The 15,771-nt window shown below is 41.1% G+C and carries 18 protein-coding genes; 15 read left to right on the forward strand and 3 right to left on the reverse strand.

Annotation, left to right across the window (positions count from 1 at the left end; all coding sequences use genetic code 11):
- Positions 1 to 801 precede the first annotated feature (801 nt).
- The 7 genes from H5203_RS16805 to H5203_RS16835 all read left to right on the forward strand — a co-directional run bounded on the left by H5203_RS16805 (position 802) and on the right by H5203_RS16835 (position 6,889).
- A complete protein-coding gene (locus H5203_RS16805; protein WP_145241560.1) occupies positions 802 to 1,572 on the forward strand; it encodes a DUF3450 domain-containing protein in 771 nt (256 codons plus the stop codon).
- Positions 1,573 to 1,578: 6 nt separating this feature from the next.
- Positions 1,579 to 2,943, forward strand: coding sequence for a MotA/TolQ/ExbB proton channel family protein (locus H5203_RS16810; protein WP_145241562.1), 1,365 nt, complete (start codon positions 1,579 to 1,581; stop codon positions 2,941 to 2,943).
- The gene (locus tag H5203_RS16815; RefSeq protein ID WP_145241564.1) at positions 2,943 to 3,467 is read left to right on the forward strand and encodes a MotA/TolQ/ExbB proton channel family protein; all 525 of its coding nucleotides are present in this window, start codon (positions 2,943 to 2,945) and stop codon (positions 3,465 to 3,467) included. The genes H5203_RS16810 and H5203_RS16815 overlap by 1 nt, the downstream gene beginning before the upstream one ends.
- Positions 3,468 to 3,481: 14 nt before the next feature.
- On the forward strand, positions 3,482 to 3,886 hold the full coding sequence (locus H5203_RS16820; protein WP_054205753.1) for a biopolymer transporter ExbD: 405 nt from the start codon (positions 3,482 to 3,484) through the stop codon (positions 3,884 to 3,886).
- Positions 3,886 to 4,503 carry an energy transducer TonB gene (locus H5203_RS16825; RefSeq protein WP_145241566.1) on the forward strand — a complete coding sequence of 206 codons (618 nt, stop codon included), beginning with the start codon at positions 3,886 to 3,888 and terminating at the stop codon, positions 4,501 to 4,503. The genes H5203_RS16820 and H5203_RS16825 overlap by 1 nt, the downstream gene beginning before the upstream one ends.
- Positions 4,504 to 4,514: 11 nt before the next feature.
- A complete protein-coding gene (locus H5203_RS16830; RefSeq protein WP_145241568.1) occupies positions 4,515 to 5,774 on the forward strand; it encodes a hypothetical protein in 1,260 nt (419 codons plus the stop codon).
- Between the two features lie 62 nt (positions 5,775 to 5,836).
- A complete protein-coding gene (locus H5203_RS16835) occupies positions 5,837 to 6,889 on the forward strand; it encodes a hypothetical protein (RefSeq protein WP_145241570.1) in 1,053 nt (350 codons plus the stop codon).
- Positions 6,890 to 6,905: 16 nt separating this feature from the next.
- On the opposite strand, the gene H5203_RS16840 is transcribed toward H5203_RS16835, so the two are convergent.
- Complete coding sequence (locus H5203_RS16840) at positions 6,906 to 7,250, reverse strand: TraR/DksA C4-type zinc finger protein (protein ID WP_145241572.1); 345 nt, start codon at positions 7,248 to 7,250, stop codon at positions 6,906 to 6,908.
- Positions 7,251 to 7,321: 71 nt separating this feature from the next.
- On the reverse strand, positions 7,322 to 8,278 hold the full coding sequence (locus H5203_RS16845) for a tRNA-dihydrouridine synthase (RefSeq protein WP_182820018.1): 957 nt from the start codon (positions 8,276 to 8,278) through the stop codon (positions 7,322 to 7,324).
- A 208-nt stretch (positions 8,279 to 8,486) separates the two neighbouring features.
- On the opposite strand from H5203_RS16845, the gene H5203_RS16850 reads away from it, so the two are divergent.
- From H5203_RS16850 to recR, 8 genes are all read left to right on the forward strand, one after another.
- Positions 8,487 to 9,044: a hypothetical protein gene (locus H5203_RS16850; protein ID WP_182820019.1), complete on the forward strand. Its 558-nt coding sequence runs from the start codon at positions 8,487 to 8,489 to the stop codon at positions 9,042 to 9,044.
- A 117-nt stretch (positions 9,045 to 9,161) separates the two neighbouring features.
- Positions 9,162 to 9,986, forward strand: coding sequence for a DUF692 domain-containing protein (locus H5203_RS16855; protein WP_145241663.1), 825 nt, complete (start codon positions 9,162 to 9,164; stop codon positions 9,984 to 9,986).
- 1 nt (position 9,987) lies between these two features.
- The gene (locus tag H5203_RS16860; protein WP_182820020.1) at positions 9,988 to 10,737 is read left to right on the forward strand and encodes a DUF2063 domain-containing protein; all 750 of its coding nucleotides are present in this window, start codon (positions 9,988 to 9,990) and stop codon (positions 10,735 to 10,737) included.
- 73 nt (positions 10,738 to 10,810) lie between these two features.
- Complete coding sequence (locus H5203_RS22975; protein ID WP_257325665.1) at positions 10,811 to 10,933, forward strand: hypothetical protein; 123 nt, start codon at positions 10,811 to 10,813, stop codon at positions 10,931 to 10,933.
- A 137-nt stretch (positions 10,934 to 11,070) separates the two neighbouring features.
- A complete protein-coding gene (apt, locus tag H5203_RS16865; protein ID WP_149982901.1) occupies positions 11,071 to 11,616 on the forward strand; it encodes an adenine phosphoribosyltransferase in 546 nt (181 codons plus the stop codon).
- Between the two features lie 3 nt (positions 11,617 to 11,619).
- Positions 11,620 to 13,986, forward strand: coding sequence for a DNA polymerase III subunit gamma/tau (gene dnaX, locus H5203_RS16870; protein ID WP_182735412.1), 2,367 nt, complete (start codon positions 11,620 to 11,622; stop codon positions 13,984 to 13,986).
- 55 nt (positions 13,987 to 14,041) lie between these two features.
- Positions 14,042 to 14,368 carry a YbaB/EbfC family nucleoid-associated protein gene (locus H5203_RS16875; RefSeq protein ID WP_145241584.1) on the forward strand — a complete coding sequence of 109 codons (327 nt, stop codon included), beginning with the start codon at positions 14,042 to 14,044 and terminating at the stop codon, positions 14,366 to 14,368.
- Between the two features lie 8 nt (positions 14,369 to 14,376).
- Positions 14,377 to 14,985 carry a recombination mediator RecR gene (recR, locus tag H5203_RS16880; RefSeq protein ID WP_145241586.1) on the forward strand — a complete coding sequence of 203 codons (609 nt, stop codon included), beginning with the start codon at positions 14,377 to 14,379 and terminating at the stop codon, positions 14,983 to 14,985.
- An 84-nt stretch (positions 14,986 to 15,069) separates the two neighbouring features.
- Here the strand turns inward: recR and H5203_RS16885 are convergent, their stop codons facing one another.
- The gene (locus H5203_RS16885) at positions 15,070 to 15,687 is read right to left on the reverse strand and encodes a LysE family translocator (RefSeq protein ID WP_145241588.1); all 618 of its coding nucleotides are present in this window, start codon (positions 15,685 to 15,687) and stop codon (positions 15,070 to 15,072) included.
- Between the last annotated feature and the right edge of the window lie 84 nt (positions 15,688 to 15,771).

The raw sequence follows: 15,771 nt of genomic DNA on the forward strand, positions 1-15,771 counted from the left end.
AATCAGCTAAAAGCAGAAACAAGCTTTAATAAAGGCATGCCCGCAAAACAGAAAAAAGCTATGCGCAGTACAGATTACCTTGAAAAGGTATTGAAATCATAGACTTTTTTCATGCTCTTGCCCTGTATTTATATGTCGCTATAAATGGTCAGTAACTTAACACGATTGGTATAAATTAGTATTTAATTAGATAATGCTATTTTACCTCTGATTGTTCATAGACAAGTTTGGCACGGTTAGTAATCGGTATAAAAGAAATTGGGTATATAGCGTTATTATTTCGAATATATTGGTAACATTTACAGTGCGCCTTTAAGTCTTGTAGATAAAAAACAAATATAACTTCTGTTTGTAAAATTGCGGCTACGTTTTCTTTTAAAGGTCGGGTGCTTTTTTTTTGTACGAAACACCTAGGTTATTGCTGCATAAAAAGGCTTTTTTACTGAATGATTACGCTTATTCGAAATTATTATGAACTTTTTTTAACCCTGCTTGATTACACATAAAATGTTACATTAATGTTTTCTCTTTCATTAAGGGAGGTAAAACTGTTGTTAGTAAGCGGCTTTCATCCTATATGAAAAACCACCTCTGTTACATTTATGTTAATCCTTTGTTTTTTGTGTTTTAGTTTGCAATGATTGAATTAATTTATTTATGGTTAATTCCAAACATCAAGTTGACAGCGTGCATTGCATTTAGCATTATTGGAGGGTTGATATCTATTAAAAGATATCAGGGTTGTCTCCTTCGGGAGGTAATTAAATTATAAAAGTAACATTACTTAATTGGTTGGGAACTATGTCTGTTAAAATCAGAAAGAGTCTTGTAGCAACTGCGTTGGTTGGCGCTTTTGCATTCGCAAGCAGCAATGTGATTGCAGATCCTTTGAATGACGTGCAAAAAGCAGGTCTACAAATTCAAACGGCTGCGGTTAAGTCTCAAACTAAAATTGACAATGTATATGGTCAAACTCAAGAGCTATTAGCTGAGTACCGTAGCGTTGTTGATGAATCTGAGCTATTAAAAGTATACAACGATCACGTTGCCCGTTTGGTCGCTGACCAAAACGCGTCAATTGAATCGTTTGACCGTCAAATCGCTACGATCGACAACACAAAACAAAACGTTGTGCCTTTGATGTATCGCATGATCGATACGCTCGAGCAATTCATCAAAGCGGACGTTCCGTTTAACAGTGACAATCGTTTGGCGCGTGTTGAAAGATTACGTGAAACAATGGTTTCTTCTTCTGTTACTACTTCAGAGAAGTTCCGTCAAGTGTTAGAAGCGTACACTATCGAAGCTGCATATAGCTCTTTAGTAGCTGCTTCACAAGGTACTTTAGAAGTTGATGGCAAGAGCATTAACGTTGATTTCGGCCAACTTGGTCGTATCACTTACGTTGCTCAATCGTTTGACTTAAAGCACGCATGGGTATGGGATAACAATACTAAACAGTGGAAAGAATTAGGTGATGAATACCTAAAACCTGTTAAAGAAGTTATTCGTATGGCGCGTAAGCAAGCGACATTAGAACTTGTTAAACTACCAATCTTTGGCGCGGAGTAATCAATAATGAAGAAACTATTTAAAGGTTTTGCTGTTGCAGCAGTACTATCTGTTTCTGCAGGTACCGCGCTTAATGCACATGCAAATACCACTGCTTTAGATAAAATTCTTGAGCAAGTAAAGCAAGAGCGTATATCTGAAGGCAAAATCAATAAGCAACGTGAGCAAGAGTTCTTATCAGATCGTGCTGATAAGCAAGCGTTACTTAATAAAGCAAAAAGCCAATTAGCTGCTGAAAAAGCTCGTGGCGATCGTTTAACTAAAGAATATGCACAAAACGAAAATACTTTAGCTGAGAAAGAGGCTGCTCTTCAAAGCGCACAAGGTACGTTGGGTGAAATGTTTGGTGTTGTACGTCGTGCTGCACAAGATGCAATTGGTTCAATCGAAGCATCACTTGTTTCTGCTGAAAAACCTGGCCGTGCTGAAATCTTACGTTCATTAGCTGCTGCTAAAGAACTACCAACAGTTCGTGAACTTGAAGAGCTTTGGATTTCACTACAAACTGAAATGACTGAGTCAGCTAAAGTTTCAACATTCGAAACTGAAGTTGCAGGTCTTGACGGTAACGCGACAGTTAAGAAAGTAACACGTATCGGTAACTTCAACTTAGTAACAGACGATGGCTACTTAATCTATTCGCCTGAAACTAAATCAATTCAGCCTTTAGGTAAACAGCCTGATGGTTACATCCTTGCTGGTATTAAAGACTTAGAAAATACGTCTTCTGATAACTATGCTGGTGTATACGTGGATCCGACTCGTGGTGCTATCTTACGTATCAATACACAAAAAGCGACACTTGATGAATACTTCCACCAAGGTGGCGTAGTTGGTTACATCATTACTGCGTTATTAGGTTTAGGTATCTTAATCACACTAGTACGCTTTATTGACCTTACACTTACTCGTAGTAAGATTAATAGCCAGCTTAAAAACGTGTCTACACCGAATACAAATAACCCACTGGGTCGTATTCTGAAAGTGTATCATGACAATAAATCGCAAGATGTTGAAAACCTTGAGCTTAAACTTGATGAAGCGATTCTTCGTGAAACGCCACGCATTGAAGCTGGTATCAATATCATTAAAATCCTTGCTGCAATCGCCCCGTTACTTGGTCTACTAGGTACGGTAATCGGTATGATCTTAACGTTCCAAACAATCACATTGTTCGGTACAGGTGATCCGAAGATCATGGCAGGTAACATCTCTCTAGCACTTGTAACTACTGCGCTAGGTCTAATTGCTGCACTACCACTTATTCTTCTTCACGCTGTTGTTGCGGGTCGTAGTAAGTCGGTATTACACATCCTTGATGAGCAAAGCGCAGGTATTATTGCTACTCACGCGGAGAAGGAGAAAGCCTAATGCTAGTCCTGATGGAGATCTGGGAATCTATCAGGGATTTTGTTGGCACAGGCGGCCAGGTTTTATACGTGGTCGCGATAGCACTCTTTCTTATGTGGGTTTTAATGATTGAGCGCTATTGGTTCTTACTTGCAGAATTTCCTCGTTTATCGTCGGAAATTGTAGCAAAGTGGGATGCCCGCCAAGACACTACGTCTTGGTACGCACACAGAATCCGTGAAGCATGGATTTCTGAAGCGTCTGAAAAATTAGATCAGCGTATGTTGTTGATTAAAACATTAGTAGCTGTTTGTCCTTTAATTGGCTTACTTGGTACAGTAACAGGCATGATCGCGGTTTTTGAAACCATGGCAAGCCAAGGTACAGGTAATGCACGTTTAATGGCATCAGGTATTTCAATGGCAACAATCCCAACAATGGCTGGAATGGTTGCGGCATTATCTGGAGTATTCTTTAGCTCACGCCTTGAGGCAAGAGCGAGAATGGTGAAAGCCAAGCTTGTTGATAGTATGCCTCATCACTAGAGAGAGAATTAAATATGGCACGTAAACAACGTTTTCGTGAAGAAGAAGATGCAACGGTAGATATGACACCGATGCTTGACATCGTATTTATCATGCTTATTTTCTTTATCGTAACTACATCGTTCGTTAAAGAGGCTGGTATCGAGGTCAATAAACCAAAAGCGGCCCAAGCTACGAAGCAAAAAAATGCTAACATTTTTATTGCAATTCGTGACAACGGCGAAATCTGGATTGATAAACAGCAAGTTGATGTTGAACGTGTTTCAGCAAAAATTGAAAGTTTATTAGCAGAACAACCTACTGAAGTTGTAATTTTGCAAGCTGACAAAGATGCAAAACACGGCGTAGTGGTTAAAGTTATGGACCAGATCAAAGCGACGGGCGACAACCTGAGAATTTCAATAGCTGGAGATCAGTAATGATTCGTTTTCTGTTTTCACTGATTGCAGGTGGGGCAGTTACTTTCGGCTTGTTCTACTTCATGGCCTTCCTCATCTCTGGTGGGGCTGACCGTAATACGGAACAAAAAGAGCAGATCATAGTCGAAATTATGACGAATCCGCCTGAATCTAAGGTGCAGGAACGGAAGCGAGTACCGCCTCCGCCGCCTCCACCGCCAAAGCAGCCGCCTAAACCGCAGCCGCCACAGCCGGAAAACAACAACCCAAATCCAGGTGCTATGTCATTTAACATGCCAAGCATTAATGTGGGAAGTTCGGCAGGTGGTCTAAGTGGTCCAGGGGCATTCGGACGAGACGGTGATGCGACACCAATCGTTCGTATTGAACCAAAATATCCAACACAAGCAGCACGTGATGGCAAAGAAGGTTGGGTACAACTTTCATTCTCAATCGATGAATTGGGTGGGGTTACTGATGTTGAAGTAATCGACGCAGACCCTAAACGTATTTTCGATAGAGAAGCTAAACGCGCCTTGAGCAAGTGGAAATACCGTCCTAAAATTATTGACGGTAAGCCACAAAAGCAAGTTGGCTTACAAGTTCAGCTAGACTTTAAAATTAACCAAGGCAATTAAGGAGGCAAGTAATGAGAAATTTATCTAAAGTAACAGCACTTGCGGTACTTATGTCTTTCTCGGGTGCAGTATTTACTGCACCGGTTCTAGCAGCGCCAGATCCCGCGAAAATTGAAGCGCGGAAGAAAGCAAAAACTAGAATCATGGGTGAGCGCACTGGTAAAAAAGTTATAAAAGCGTTTGACTTATATAACGAAGAAAAGCTAGACGAAGCAATTGCCATGTTGAAAGAGATCGATGCTTCTGATGATTTCGACAAAGCAACAGTTAATCGCTATTTAGGTAGTATGTATGGCCAGAAAGAGCAGTACAAAACTGCGATTGGTTACTTAAAATTAGCTGTTGCCCCTGATGTTTTGAACTTTGCCGATCAAGAACAAAGTTTAAAAACATTAGGCGATATGTATGCTGGTACTGAGCAGTATGAAAAAGCCAAAGATGCTTATGTTGCATGGATGGACTTTACTGGTGAAGAAGATGCAACGGTTTATACTCGTATAGCCCAAGCTAATTACCAGTTACAAAAGTTCAAAGATGTTTTTGCACCTGCAGATAAAGCAATTAAACTTCAAAAAGAGCCTAATAAAGGCCCTTACCAATTAAAATTAGGTTCTTATTTTGAACTTAAAGACTATAAAAATATGGTTAAAATTGGTGAAGAAATTGTTCGTATCTGGCCAGATGATAAAAAAGCATGGGTAAGTTTAGGTAAATACTACCTTCAGACGGAAGACTACAAAACTGGTCTTGCGACGATGGAAGTAGCTTACAAAAACGGTTATTTTGAAACTGAAGTTGATTATAAAGTTTTGTCTAACTTCTATTCATTGAATGAGATCCCTTATAAAGCCGCTAAGGTTTTAGAGAAGTCTATCGATGATAAGATTGTGAAGCGTAATAAACAAAATATCAGTGCAGTGGCAAGTAACTACCATCGCTCAAAAGATATTGCAAAAGCAGCTAAGTACTATGAAGAAGCGGCAAAATTTGATGACGATGCTGAGCTTTATCGCAAAGCAGGTTCATTACTTTTACAATCGCAAAATTATAGTGCTGCCGTTGTTCGTCTGAACAAGGCGCTTGAATTTGGTTCTGATAAGAAAGGAACTATTTATTCAGATTTAGCGGAAGCTTATTACTATCAAGAAAAGTATAAGCAAGCTTATGCTGCAATTACTAAAGCAATGGATGACCCTCGCACGCGTAAGTTTGCGAAAGGTTGGTCTGTATTTATTAAAGATAAAGCCGCTCGCAACGGTGTTAAGATTTAACTTTAATTCGCTATAGCAATTTATAAAAAGCCCCTATGGGGCTTTTTTTATTGGATTAACTCATGATAAAACACCTAATATGGATATGCTTCTTAGCGCTTTTCTTGAGCGCATGTGGTGATACGAATAATCAGTATCAAAGTAAAGAGCAAGCTCAGCAAGCGTTGCAAACACTAAATCAATTTTTAAGACCAACAGGTGAAATTAAACCAGTTAACGAGCAACAGTTTCCATTCAGTGATGCGTATTTAAAAGAGCGCCACAGCATATATCAAGCAATGCAAACCCTTGAATTAACTCCTGTCGCTCAGCGCACATTGGATTACCTCATTATTGCAGAGCGTTTTCCGCAGCGTTACTTTACGTGGCCGGTGTATATTCCTGTGCTCGATAACATGCTTGCCTATAACCAGCAACACGATATTACTGCAAACATAAACAATTGGCTTAGTTTTACCCAGCAGCAGTTAATACTTGCTAAAGAGAGCAAACTTAGACTCAACTCAATCGAGCTTAATGCCTTACAAGCGCAGGTAACTAAAAATCTTGCTCGCGTTGATCTTCCAGAAAATCTTAAACACACTCTAACTGAATTTAATGATTATTTAGCTCTCTATGCACCCCGAGGTAGTGTTGGTTTACATGGCATATCAAATGGTGGGTCTTGGTATCAAAGTAAGTTAAATTACTTCTCAGGCGTCACTAAAGCACCAATAAATTGGCTAGTAGCAGTACAATCTCAGTTGAAGGAAATGCAGCAAGAAGCATATTCTATCCATGTAGCAGTTGATCATCGCTATTCCGTGCTTGCACAGCGTTTTGCATTGTCTAATAAAAAGCTTGTTGGCTTTGATTGGGCACAAGATTATCAGAGTCTGATAGGCTATGCTGGGCAAGCTGCAACAGGACTAAGTAATGAAGAGCGTACTTTTTGGTTAGCTATGATGGAAACCGATCTTGGCATACATTACCATGCTTGGACTGTCCAACAAGCGAAAGTTAATTTGCTTAAACGGCTGAAAATGACGCCACAACAAGTCGATTATTTAGTGGCTGATATCATTTTTTATCCGGCGCAAAGTTTTGCGTTTGCAACACTTTTAACAACTTCGTAAGTCCGCTTGCTGATTTTTATAGCCTTGGCTCGCAGTTGCCACAGCGCTGCGCTGTTGGATCGGCATTCAGCCGTTGCGAGTCAATTTTTTCTTCACAGTCACAGCAATAACCATATTGGCCGATATCGATTTGGCAGACCGCCGCTTCAAGTTGTTCTAAGCGTACTATGATATCTTTATATTCAGTGCCAAGTTGCTTTTGCGTAAGCTCTAACCATTGTTCAGGGTTATTTTTGTGCAAGGTTTCAGCTAGCGAGTGATGCGATTTGTTACTTGAGCTTGATAGTGTCGTAAGCAAGCACTGCCTTACTTGCTCTAACTCTGTATTAAGTCTTAGAAGGTGATGTTGAGCATTGATCATTGTCATTGTCCTCGTTGAGCAATGCTGCAGTATTCATTAATTTAAAAAAGCCGACTATGATGTGTGTCAAATTAAGGTGCGATAGCATATTTTTTCAAAACACCTGCAACATCTTCTTTTGTTTTAAGGCGCCTGATCTCATCGAATAAAGTATCGGCCTGGCTATATTGGCGCTTTAAATAGCCTAGCCACTGTTTAGTACGAGAAGCAAAATACTTTTCATCTTTCGCTGGGTCATGATGTATGGCTGAATGGATCAGATGATAGAGAATATGCTCCCACTGCAGGCCATCATAGTGCTCATCATTAAAGTGTGCTTTTATTTTACGTGCTAAATCAGGATGCGATAATGCACCGCGACCAAGCATTAAGTCTGTGCAACCACTACGTTGCTGGCAAAGTAGTGCATCTTCTACTTGCCAAATTTCACCATTTGCGACCACGGCGATGTTTTTATCTTTGATCAGTGGTGGAATCTTCTCCCAGTAAGCGGGCGGGTTATAACCGTCTCGCTTTGTACGGGCATGTATGGCAATACTATTGGCACCGGCACTGACAACGGCATCAACAATGTCTTGACTGTTACTGTCATCATCAAAACCTAAACGAATTTTAGCGCTTACTTGATGCTCGCTTGGCACGGCATCACGGACTGCTTTAATGATTTCATACATGTGTTCAGGATCTTTTAGTAGTACGGCGCCGCCTTTACTGCGATTGACTGTTTTAGCAGGGCAACCAAAATTAAGATCAACGCCGTGAGAGCCAAGCTCTATTACCTTGATTGCGTTTTCAGCCAATGCGTGTGCAACTTGGCCAAGTAATTGGATACGCACAGGAGTGCCTGAACGAGTGAAACCGTTATTATTTAGCTCTGGGCAATAGCGATGAAATACTTTATCAGGCAGGCAGGCATCAATAACACGAACAAATTCAGTGACGCATAAATCAAAACCGCCAATTTCGGTGAGTAGTTGACGCATTTTAAAATCGACAACCCCTTCCATAGGCGCTAAAACTAATTTCATGATAGGGGCACTTTGACTTTACATAAGGAGACGTATTTTACCTGTAACATTGATAAATGCCAATTTTACTCCCATAGTTAACTCCAGTTTTGTACTCCTTTGTAGCGTTATCATCAATAATAAATAAAAATATGTGATTAAATGAAATATTATTTTTGTAGCAAGGTCTACTTAGTACAACCTTTGTATGTTTAGAGAGAGTCATAAAATGAATACACTCAAAAAAAATTCAATCGCGTTAACATTAGGCGCGGTAGTAGTAGGTAGCACAAGTTTTATTTCTGCAGATGTTCAAGCGAATCCGTTTGAATTTCAACAAATGGTAACGGGCTACCAAGTCGACGCGACAGAAGGAAAATGTGGCGAAGGTAAATGCGGTGGAGATGCTAAAACTAAAGACGACAAAGCTAAAAAAGAAGGTAAGTGCGGCGAAGGCAAATGTGGTGGCGATGCCAAACACGACAAAGCTAAAAAAGAAGGCAAGTGCGGCGAAGGCAAATGCGGTGGCGATGCTAAACATGACAAAGCTAAAAAAGAAGGCAAGTGCGGCGAAGGCAAATGCGGTGGCGATGCTAAACATGACAAAGCTAAAAAAGAAGGAAAGTGCGGCGAAGGCAAATGCGGCGGCGATGCTAAAGCTAAAAAAGAAGGTAAGTGCGGCGAAGGAAAATGTGGCGGCGACGCTAAACACGATAAAGCTAACAAAGAAGGTAAGTGCGGCGGCGATGCTAAAGCTAAAAAAGAAGGCAAATGCGGTAGCCATTAATTAGATAAGTTAAGTAACCTGCACTTTAGCTAAGTAGTATGTTTATAAAAGGGCCGCATTGTGGCCCTTTTAAATGAAGGAGTTGATATGACTGTATCTAGTAACAGTGAATTTGGCATGGTAGGGCTTGGGCTGCGTAGAGAAATGCTCGATGAATTGCTGATGCAGATACCAAAGCAAATTGATTTTATGGAAGTGGCGCCTGAGAACTGGTTAAAACTCGGTGGTCGCTTTGCTAAGCAGTTTAAGTCACTGACCGATACAAATAATTTTGTTTGTCATGGCTTGTCATTATCCATCGGCTCTCCTGAACCGTTAGATATTGAATTTGTTAAAGCATTAAAAGTCTTTTTCAAAGCACATAATGTTAAGCTTTTTAGTGAGCACCTTAGTTATTGTTCCGGCAGCGGCCACATGTATGATCTGATGCCGATCCCATTTACTGAAGCTGCGATTGCCCATGTTGTTGGGCGGATAAAACAGGTGCAAGATATTCTCGAGCAGCAAATAGCTATCGAAAATGTGTCTTATTATGCCGCACCTGGTCAGCAAATGAGCGAGTTAGAATTTACCACTGAAATATTACAGCAAGCTGATTGTAAGTTATTACTCGATGTAAATAATATTTATGTGAATTCGATAAATCATGGTTATGATGCAGAACATTTTCTAGCTAGCTTGCCATCGCAACGTATAGCGTATGGTCATGTCGCAGGGCATTTCAATGAGGCGGATGATTTACTGATTGATACTCACGGCGCTGACGTGATTGACCCTGTTTGGCAATTACTTGATCGTGCTTATCAACATCATGGAGTGTTTGCGACTTTATTGGAACGTGATTTTAATATTCCAGCTATCGCTGAGCTTACCAAAGAGCTGGATATAATTCATCAACTACAAGCCAAGCACGCAATAATACAGCGTAAAGAAAGTGCCTGATATGAATTTTATTGAAACCCAACAAGCGTTTATGGCGCATATTCGAGCGCCAGATACACAACCAAAGCCCGATGACATTGAAGAGCGTCGTATGGCGATCTACCGTGATTTATTTTTCAATAATATCAATGGCTTTATTTCCTCAGCATTTCCGGTTCTGAAAACACTCTACAGCGATAACAATTGGTTAAGATTAGTTCGCCAATTTTTTGCTGAACACGATTGTCAATCACCTTATTTTTTGGATATTGCTAGTGAGTTTATTGCGTATTTAAGTAGTGATTACCAATTGCAAGAAATTGATCCCCCCTTTATGCTTGAACTTGCTCATTATGAATGGATTGAGCTTGATGTCTCGGTTGCGCATGCGGATCCAACTGATTGCATCATTAATGCACCGCTGAGTAATGTGCCTCTTTATATGAGTAGTTGCGCGCGAAATTTAAGTTATCAGTTTGCTGTACAGCATATCAGTGTTGATTTTCAACCACAGCAGCCTAGTGAACAGCCTCATTATTTTGTGGTGTATCGCGATACCGATGACGAAGTACAATTTCTTGCTACCAATGCAATGACCGCATTATTACTGGCAATTATAGACACAACACCGAGTATCAAATTAGCTTCGTTGGTGGAGCAAGTTGCTTTACTAGCGCCGCAATTTACTACAGAACAGCTTGTTCAAGGTGCTACAGTAACATTACATGCAATGGCGGAACGTGGCGTTATCGTGACAAAAAATCACCCTTAAAGTCTTTATTGATTATTTTACATCGTCTATTATGTGCGCCTTAATTCGTCGCGCTTAATAAAAGGTAGTACCTATGTCAGAAGATAAAGATTTTAAAGATCCGTTTAATGCAATGTATTTTCTTGCGTTCTTAGCTGTGTTTGCAGGAATCGGCTGTTTAAATGCAATCCTAGGCTGGATCACCACAGTCTCTTAATTTAGCACTGCTAAATTATAATAAGGCTGTATATAATACAGTCTTATTACTTAATTATTTAACTTCTTACCGACAACTCATTTTTGTGATGTTATAATTGTCTGCTTTGTAATATTACAGATAAAACAGTTTAAATTATGACTCAAGTAACTCCATCTATCATTAAAGATAGCATAACTACTATTGCAGATTACCCTAAAGCAGGCATTATGTTCCGTGATGTAACTACGCTAATGGCTAATCCCGCTGCATTTCAAGCAACAATTAATGCATTTATTTCAGCTTATAAAGATCAAGGTTTTACCAAGATTATAGGTACTGAATCACGTGGTTTTATCTTCGGTGCGCCGCTTTCATATGCATTAGGTATTCCTTTTATTCCAGTGCGTAAACCGGGCAAACTGCCACGTGCAGTGATCTCTCAAGATTACCAGCTAGAATATGGTGAAGATGTATTAGAGCTGCATACAGATGCCATTGTCCCAGGTGACAAAGTGCTTTTAGTCGATGACTTATTAGCAACCGGCGGTACCATTGAAGCGACCGCTAAATTAGTCAATAAGCTGGGTGGTCATGCGACAGATGCAGCATTTGTAGTCTCTTTACCAGAACTTGGTGGCGAGCAACGCATTGCAAAAATGGGGATTAAAATCCTAAAATTGGTTGAATTCGAAGGCGAATAATTAATGAGTTATCAAGTCCTAGCGAGAAAATGGCGTCCGCAGACCTTTCATGAATTGGTCGGTCAGTCCCATGTGAAACAAGCGCTTATTAATGCTTTAACACAAAACAGACTGCATCACGCTTATTTGTTCACTGGGACTCGCGGGGTGGGTAAAACCACCATCGCACGTATTTTTGCAAAAAGCTTAAATTGTGATGAAGGCATTTCGGCGCAACCGTGTGGCAAGTGTAGCAGCTGTATAGATATCGAAACTGGTCGTTATATTGACTTACTTGAAATAGATGCAGCATCGCGCACTAAAGTTGAAGATACCCGTGAGATATTGGATAACGTGCAGTACGCGCCAACTCGCGGTCGCTACAAAGTGTACCTGATCGATGAAGTACACATGCTTTCAAAGCATAGTTTCAATGCATTATTAAAAACCTTGGAAGAGCCGCCTGAGCACGTTAAGTTTTTATTAGCGACGACGGATCCACAGAAACTGCCTGTCACCATTTTATCGCGTTGTTTGCAGTTTAATCTTAATGCGTTATCGCAACCTGAAATACTCCAACAACTTGAATATGTGTTAGGCGAAGAAAAATTAAGTTTTGAAACTCAAGCCCTGCAAATTATCGCCAAAGCGGCTGATGGCAGTATGCGTGATGCGTTGAGTTTAACTGATCAAGCGATTGCTCAAACGAATGGTGATATTAAGCATCAAGCGGTGCAAGCAATGCTAGGGTTGATGGACAACCATTATAGCCAGCACTTGCTGGTTGCATTATTAGCCCAAGACGGCCATGCATTGATGGCGCAAATCGAGCAAGTTGCCACCCAAAACCCAAATTATATTGCTTTGTTAGATGATCTAATTGGCCTTACACATTTAGCACAATTAACCCAATTAGTGCCCGATGCCGCCAAGTTAGATGAATATAATCGCGAGTTTATTAATGAAGTAGCAAAGAGCTGCGATTCACAACAAATCCAAATTTATTATCAATTACTGCTTAATGGCAAAAAAGACTTACAATGGGCGCCAGAGCCTCGTTTAGGTTTTGAAATGGTTATGCTGCGCTTACTGGCATTTCAACCAGTTGATAGCCAAATGCTTGCAAGTACTGCGGCGCAGGCTCCAGCGGCCGATAACAACCGGTCTCGCTCAGCAGCATTGAGAGATATTCTCAATAAAAATAAGCCTGCAACACCACAGCCTGTTGATAACCAAGTATCATTGCCTCAAGCTGCACCGCTACAAACGACCGTGAGTGCGCCTGAACAAGCCGTTGCAACAACTGAACACTCTGTAACCAGTGAGCAAATTGCACCTGTCGATACGCAGCCAACTGTGACCACAGCACCACATACAAATTCGGGAATTATGCACGAAGCCGCGCATGGTAATGAGCATGATTCAGATGCTGAGCTTGAGCAACAATTAGTATCCCAATATGATGAGGTAATGAATAACGCAGTGGAGCAGGGCTTTCATAGTGGCTTTGAGCATGCGCCAGAACAATCTTTACCTGAGCATCAATATAGCGCAGAGCAAACCGCTCCAGCACAAAATAACAGCTCATTCTCTGACTATTCAGATACCACAGATATTAGCCAAAAAGAAGCACAAGCGCAGTCCGCAATTGCACGTATTTTACGAGATAGAAATATTTCTGGTGCAGGTACGCTCTCTGGTGGTAAAACATCTGTGGCGCCATCAACGAATAAACCAGCTGCGGTTGAGCGCGGTACTGCGGTAAAAAAGTCACAGCCCCAGATAACGGGGGCAAGTAGTCAGCCTGAGACTGATGGTTACACGCCGAATATCGCCCCAAATAAGCGTGTGAAACCTGACTTTAAAGAAAAACATCAGACTATTACTGAGAATTTAGCACCGGAATTGCTAGAGCAAATTAATCCACAAAAAGTAGTTGCTGCACCTGAGCCTGAAATAAATATTCAAATACCGGATGATTTTCAAAGCCCGATCAGCGATATTCGTTTTGCACATCAACAAGATGAGTGGGCATACTTAATTAAGCGGATGGGACTTGGCGGGCGGATGCGTCAATTTGCTTTGCATTCAATTTATTCAAAGCAACAACAACAGCTGCACTTAGAAGTGGATGAATCGCAAAAACATCTCGATACCCCTATGTTAAGACAAAAGCTTAGTGCGGCGCTGGCCAGTATTTACGGGTATAATGTTGAGCTGACAATCAATTTTGCCCCTGGGGTGATAGATTCGCCTTACTTAATTCAGCAAAAGATTGATGCAGGGCGCCATCAGCAAGCAATTGATGTGATCAACGGTGATGAAAATATCGTACAGTTACAGCAGCTATTTTCTGCAATTATCGATGAAAACAGTATTCAGGCATTGTAATTCACTGCAATAGCCCTTATCTTCATGGCAATTAGAAATAGAAAGAGAGAAAGTTATGTTTAAAGGTGGAATGGGTAACATGATGAAGCAAGCGCAGCAAATGCAAGAGCGCATGCAAAAAGCCCAAGACGAAATTGCTAGCTTAGAAGTGGTTGGTGAAGCAGGTGCTGGTTTAGTTAAAGTAACCATGCTTGGAAACCATAATGTTCGACGTGTTGAACTTGATGAAAGTTTAATGGAAGACGAAAAAGATCTTATTGAAGACTTACTTGCCGCTGCGTGTAATGACGCAGTTCGCCGTGTAGCAGAAGAAACACAAGAGCGCATGGGTAAAGTAACTGGCGGTATGCAATTACCACCAGGTATGAAAATGCCATTTTAAGATAAAATATGCAGCTTTCAGAGAGTTTAAACCAGCTAATTGAAGCATTGCGCTGTCAGCCGGGCATAGGCCCAAAGTCAGCGCAGCGCATCGCGTTCCATTTGCTTGAGCGTGACCGTAAGGGGGGCACTCAGCTTGGTAATGCACTTACCAAAGCGATGACTGCTATTGGACACTGTCAATCGTGTCGTACTTTTGCAGAGCAGCCGCAGTGTGAAATCTGTTTAAGCCCCAAACGTCAAGATAGCGGAATTTTATGTGTGGTTGAATCACCTACCGATGTGTTGGCGATTGAACAAACTGGCCAGTATAAAGGTTTGTACTTTGTATTGATGGGACATTTATCACCTATCGATGGTATTGGTCCAAATGAAATTGGCCTTGATATTCTTGAAAGTAAGTTGCAACAAGGTGGGATAAACGAGGTTATATTAGCGACCAACCCTACAGTTGAAGGGGAAACTACAGCGCATTATATTGCCCAGCTTTGTCACCGTTATAAAGTTGATGCATCGCGGATAGCCCATGGTATTCCGGTCGGTGGCGAACTTGATTTGCTCGATGGCATGACATTAATGCATGCATTTAGTGGCCGACGAGTGGTTAGTCAAAATTAGCTTTGCAGTTAAGTAAATAAATTCTTTGAAAGCGAAAAGCCTGCATTTGCAGGCTTTTTTATAGTCGCTCTAAAATAAAGCGACTCAGCTAAGCGCTAACCATACTCCAACGCCAACCATCAAACTGCCAGCGATGCGGTTCATCCACTTGATATTGTCACCTTGGTTTAAAAACAGCCGTAAACTTTTACCGCCAGTGGCATAGAGCATCATGCAAGTGAACTCGCTGAGCATAATGATGGCGACTAACATACTCAATTGTGGCGCAATCGCGTAGTCAATATTTATAAACGGCGGTAGCAGGGAAATCATAAACGCCCAGCCTTTAGGGTTGGCAATCGCGGTGATAAACCCTTGTGAGAATAGCGCTTGGCGAGATACTTTTAATTTACTGTCTGCGCCTAATTTGATGGTTGCTTTTGCTCGCCACATTGCAACCCCAATATAGACTAAATAACCTGCACCGAGCCATTTTAATACGCTAAAAAGTGTCGGGTAGTTGAGCATGATACTTGCCACCCCTGCGACTGCTGCAACAGCCACAATAGCAACGCCAAGTAATTCGCCAATCATCATCCACATAGTTCTGCGCACGCCAATACTCATTCCTAAGGTCATGGCTAAAGTCATACACATCCCAGGTGTAATAGAGACAAAAAAGAAGGTGGGTATAAATACCCCCAGGACTGCGAAGTCGAGCATGTAAGCATCCGTTAGTTGCTGTAATAGAATGCGCAATGGTAATTGTTTTTGAAAGGGTTAGAAACCAATTTGGGATGGTTAAGC

Origin of the sequence: Pseudoalteromonas sp. SG41-1 (assembly GCF_014164575.1) — a bacterium.
Taxonomy (GTDB): Bacteria; Pseudomonadota; Gammaproteobacteria; order Enterobacterales; family Alteromonadaceae; genus Pseudoalteromonas; species Pseudoalteromonas rhizosphaerae.

Excerpts from the sequence above, each read along its gene's own strand:
- H5203_RS16805 (WP_145241560.1), top strand. The coding sequence starts at position 802 with ATGTCTGTTAAAATCAGAAAGAGTCTTGTAGCAACTGCGTTGGTTGGC.
- H5203_RS16810 (WP_145241562.1), top strand. The coding sequence starts at position 1,579 with ATGAAGAAACTATTTAAAGGTTTTGCTGTTGCAGCAGTACTATCTGTT.
- H5203_RS16815 (WP_145241564.1), top strand. The coding sequence starts at position 2,943 with ATGCTAGTCCTGATGGAGATCTGGGAATCTATCAGGGATTTTGTTGGC.
- H5203_RS16820 (WP_054205753.1), top strand. The coding sequence starts at position 3,482 with ATGGCACGTAAACAACGTTTTCGTGAAGAAGAAGATGCAACGGTAGAT.
- H5203_RS16825 (WP_145241566.1), top strand. The coding sequence starts at position 3,886 with ATGATTCGTTTTCTGTTTTCACTGATTGCAGGTGGGGCAGTTACTTTC.
- H5203_RS16830 (WP_145241568.1), top strand. The coding sequence starts at position 4,515 with ATGAGAAATTTATCTAAAGTAACAGCACTTGCGGTACTTATGTCTTTC.
- H5203_RS16835 (WP_145241570.1), top strand. The coding sequence starts at position 5,837 with ATGATAAAACACCTAATATGGATATGCTTCTTAGCGCTTTTCTTGAGC.
- H5203_RS16840 (WP_145241572.1), bottom strand. The coding sequence starts at position 7,250 with ATGATCAATGCTCAACATCACCTTCTAAGACTTAATACAGAGTTAGAG.
- H5203_RS16845 (WP_182820018.1), bottom strand. The coding sequence starts at position 8,278 with ATGAAATTAGTTTTAGCGCCTATGGAAGGGGTTGTCGATTTTAAAATG.
- H5203_RS16850 (WP_182820019.1), top strand. The coding sequence starts at position 8,487 with ATGAATACACTCAAAAAAAATTCAATCGCGTTAACATTAGGCGCGGTA.
- H5203_RS16855 (WP_145241663.1), top strand. The coding sequence starts at position 9,162 with ATGGTAGGGCTTGGGCTGCGTAGAGAAATGCTCGATGAATTGCTGATG.
- H5203_RS16860 (WP_182820020.1), top strand. The coding sequence starts at position 9,988 with ATGAATTTTATTGAAACCCAACAAGCGTTTATGGCGCATATTCGAGCG.
- H5203_RS22975 (WP_257325665.1), top strand. The coding sequence starts at position 10,811 with ATGTCAGAAGATAAAGATTTTAAAGATCCGTTTAATGCAATGTATTTT.
- apt (WP_149982901.1), top strand. The coding sequence starts at position 11,071 with ATGACTCAAGTAACTCCATCTATCATTAAAGATAGCATAACTACTATT.
- dnaX (WP_182735412.1), top strand. The coding sequence starts at position 11,620 with ATGAGTTATCAAGTCCTAGCGAGAAAATGGCGTCCGCAGACCTTTCAT.
- H5203_RS16875 (WP_145241584.1), top strand. The coding sequence starts at position 14,042 with ATGTTTAAAGGTGGAATGGGTAACATGATGAAGCAAGCGCAGCAAATG.
- recR (WP_145241586.1), top strand. The coding sequence starts at position 14,377 with ATGCAGCTTTCAGAGAGTTTAAACCAGCTAATTGAAGCATTGCGCTGT.
- H5203_RS16885 (WP_145241588.1), bottom strand. The coding sequence starts at position 15,687 with ATGCTCGACTTCGCAGTCCTGGGGGTATTTATACCCACCTTCTTTTTT.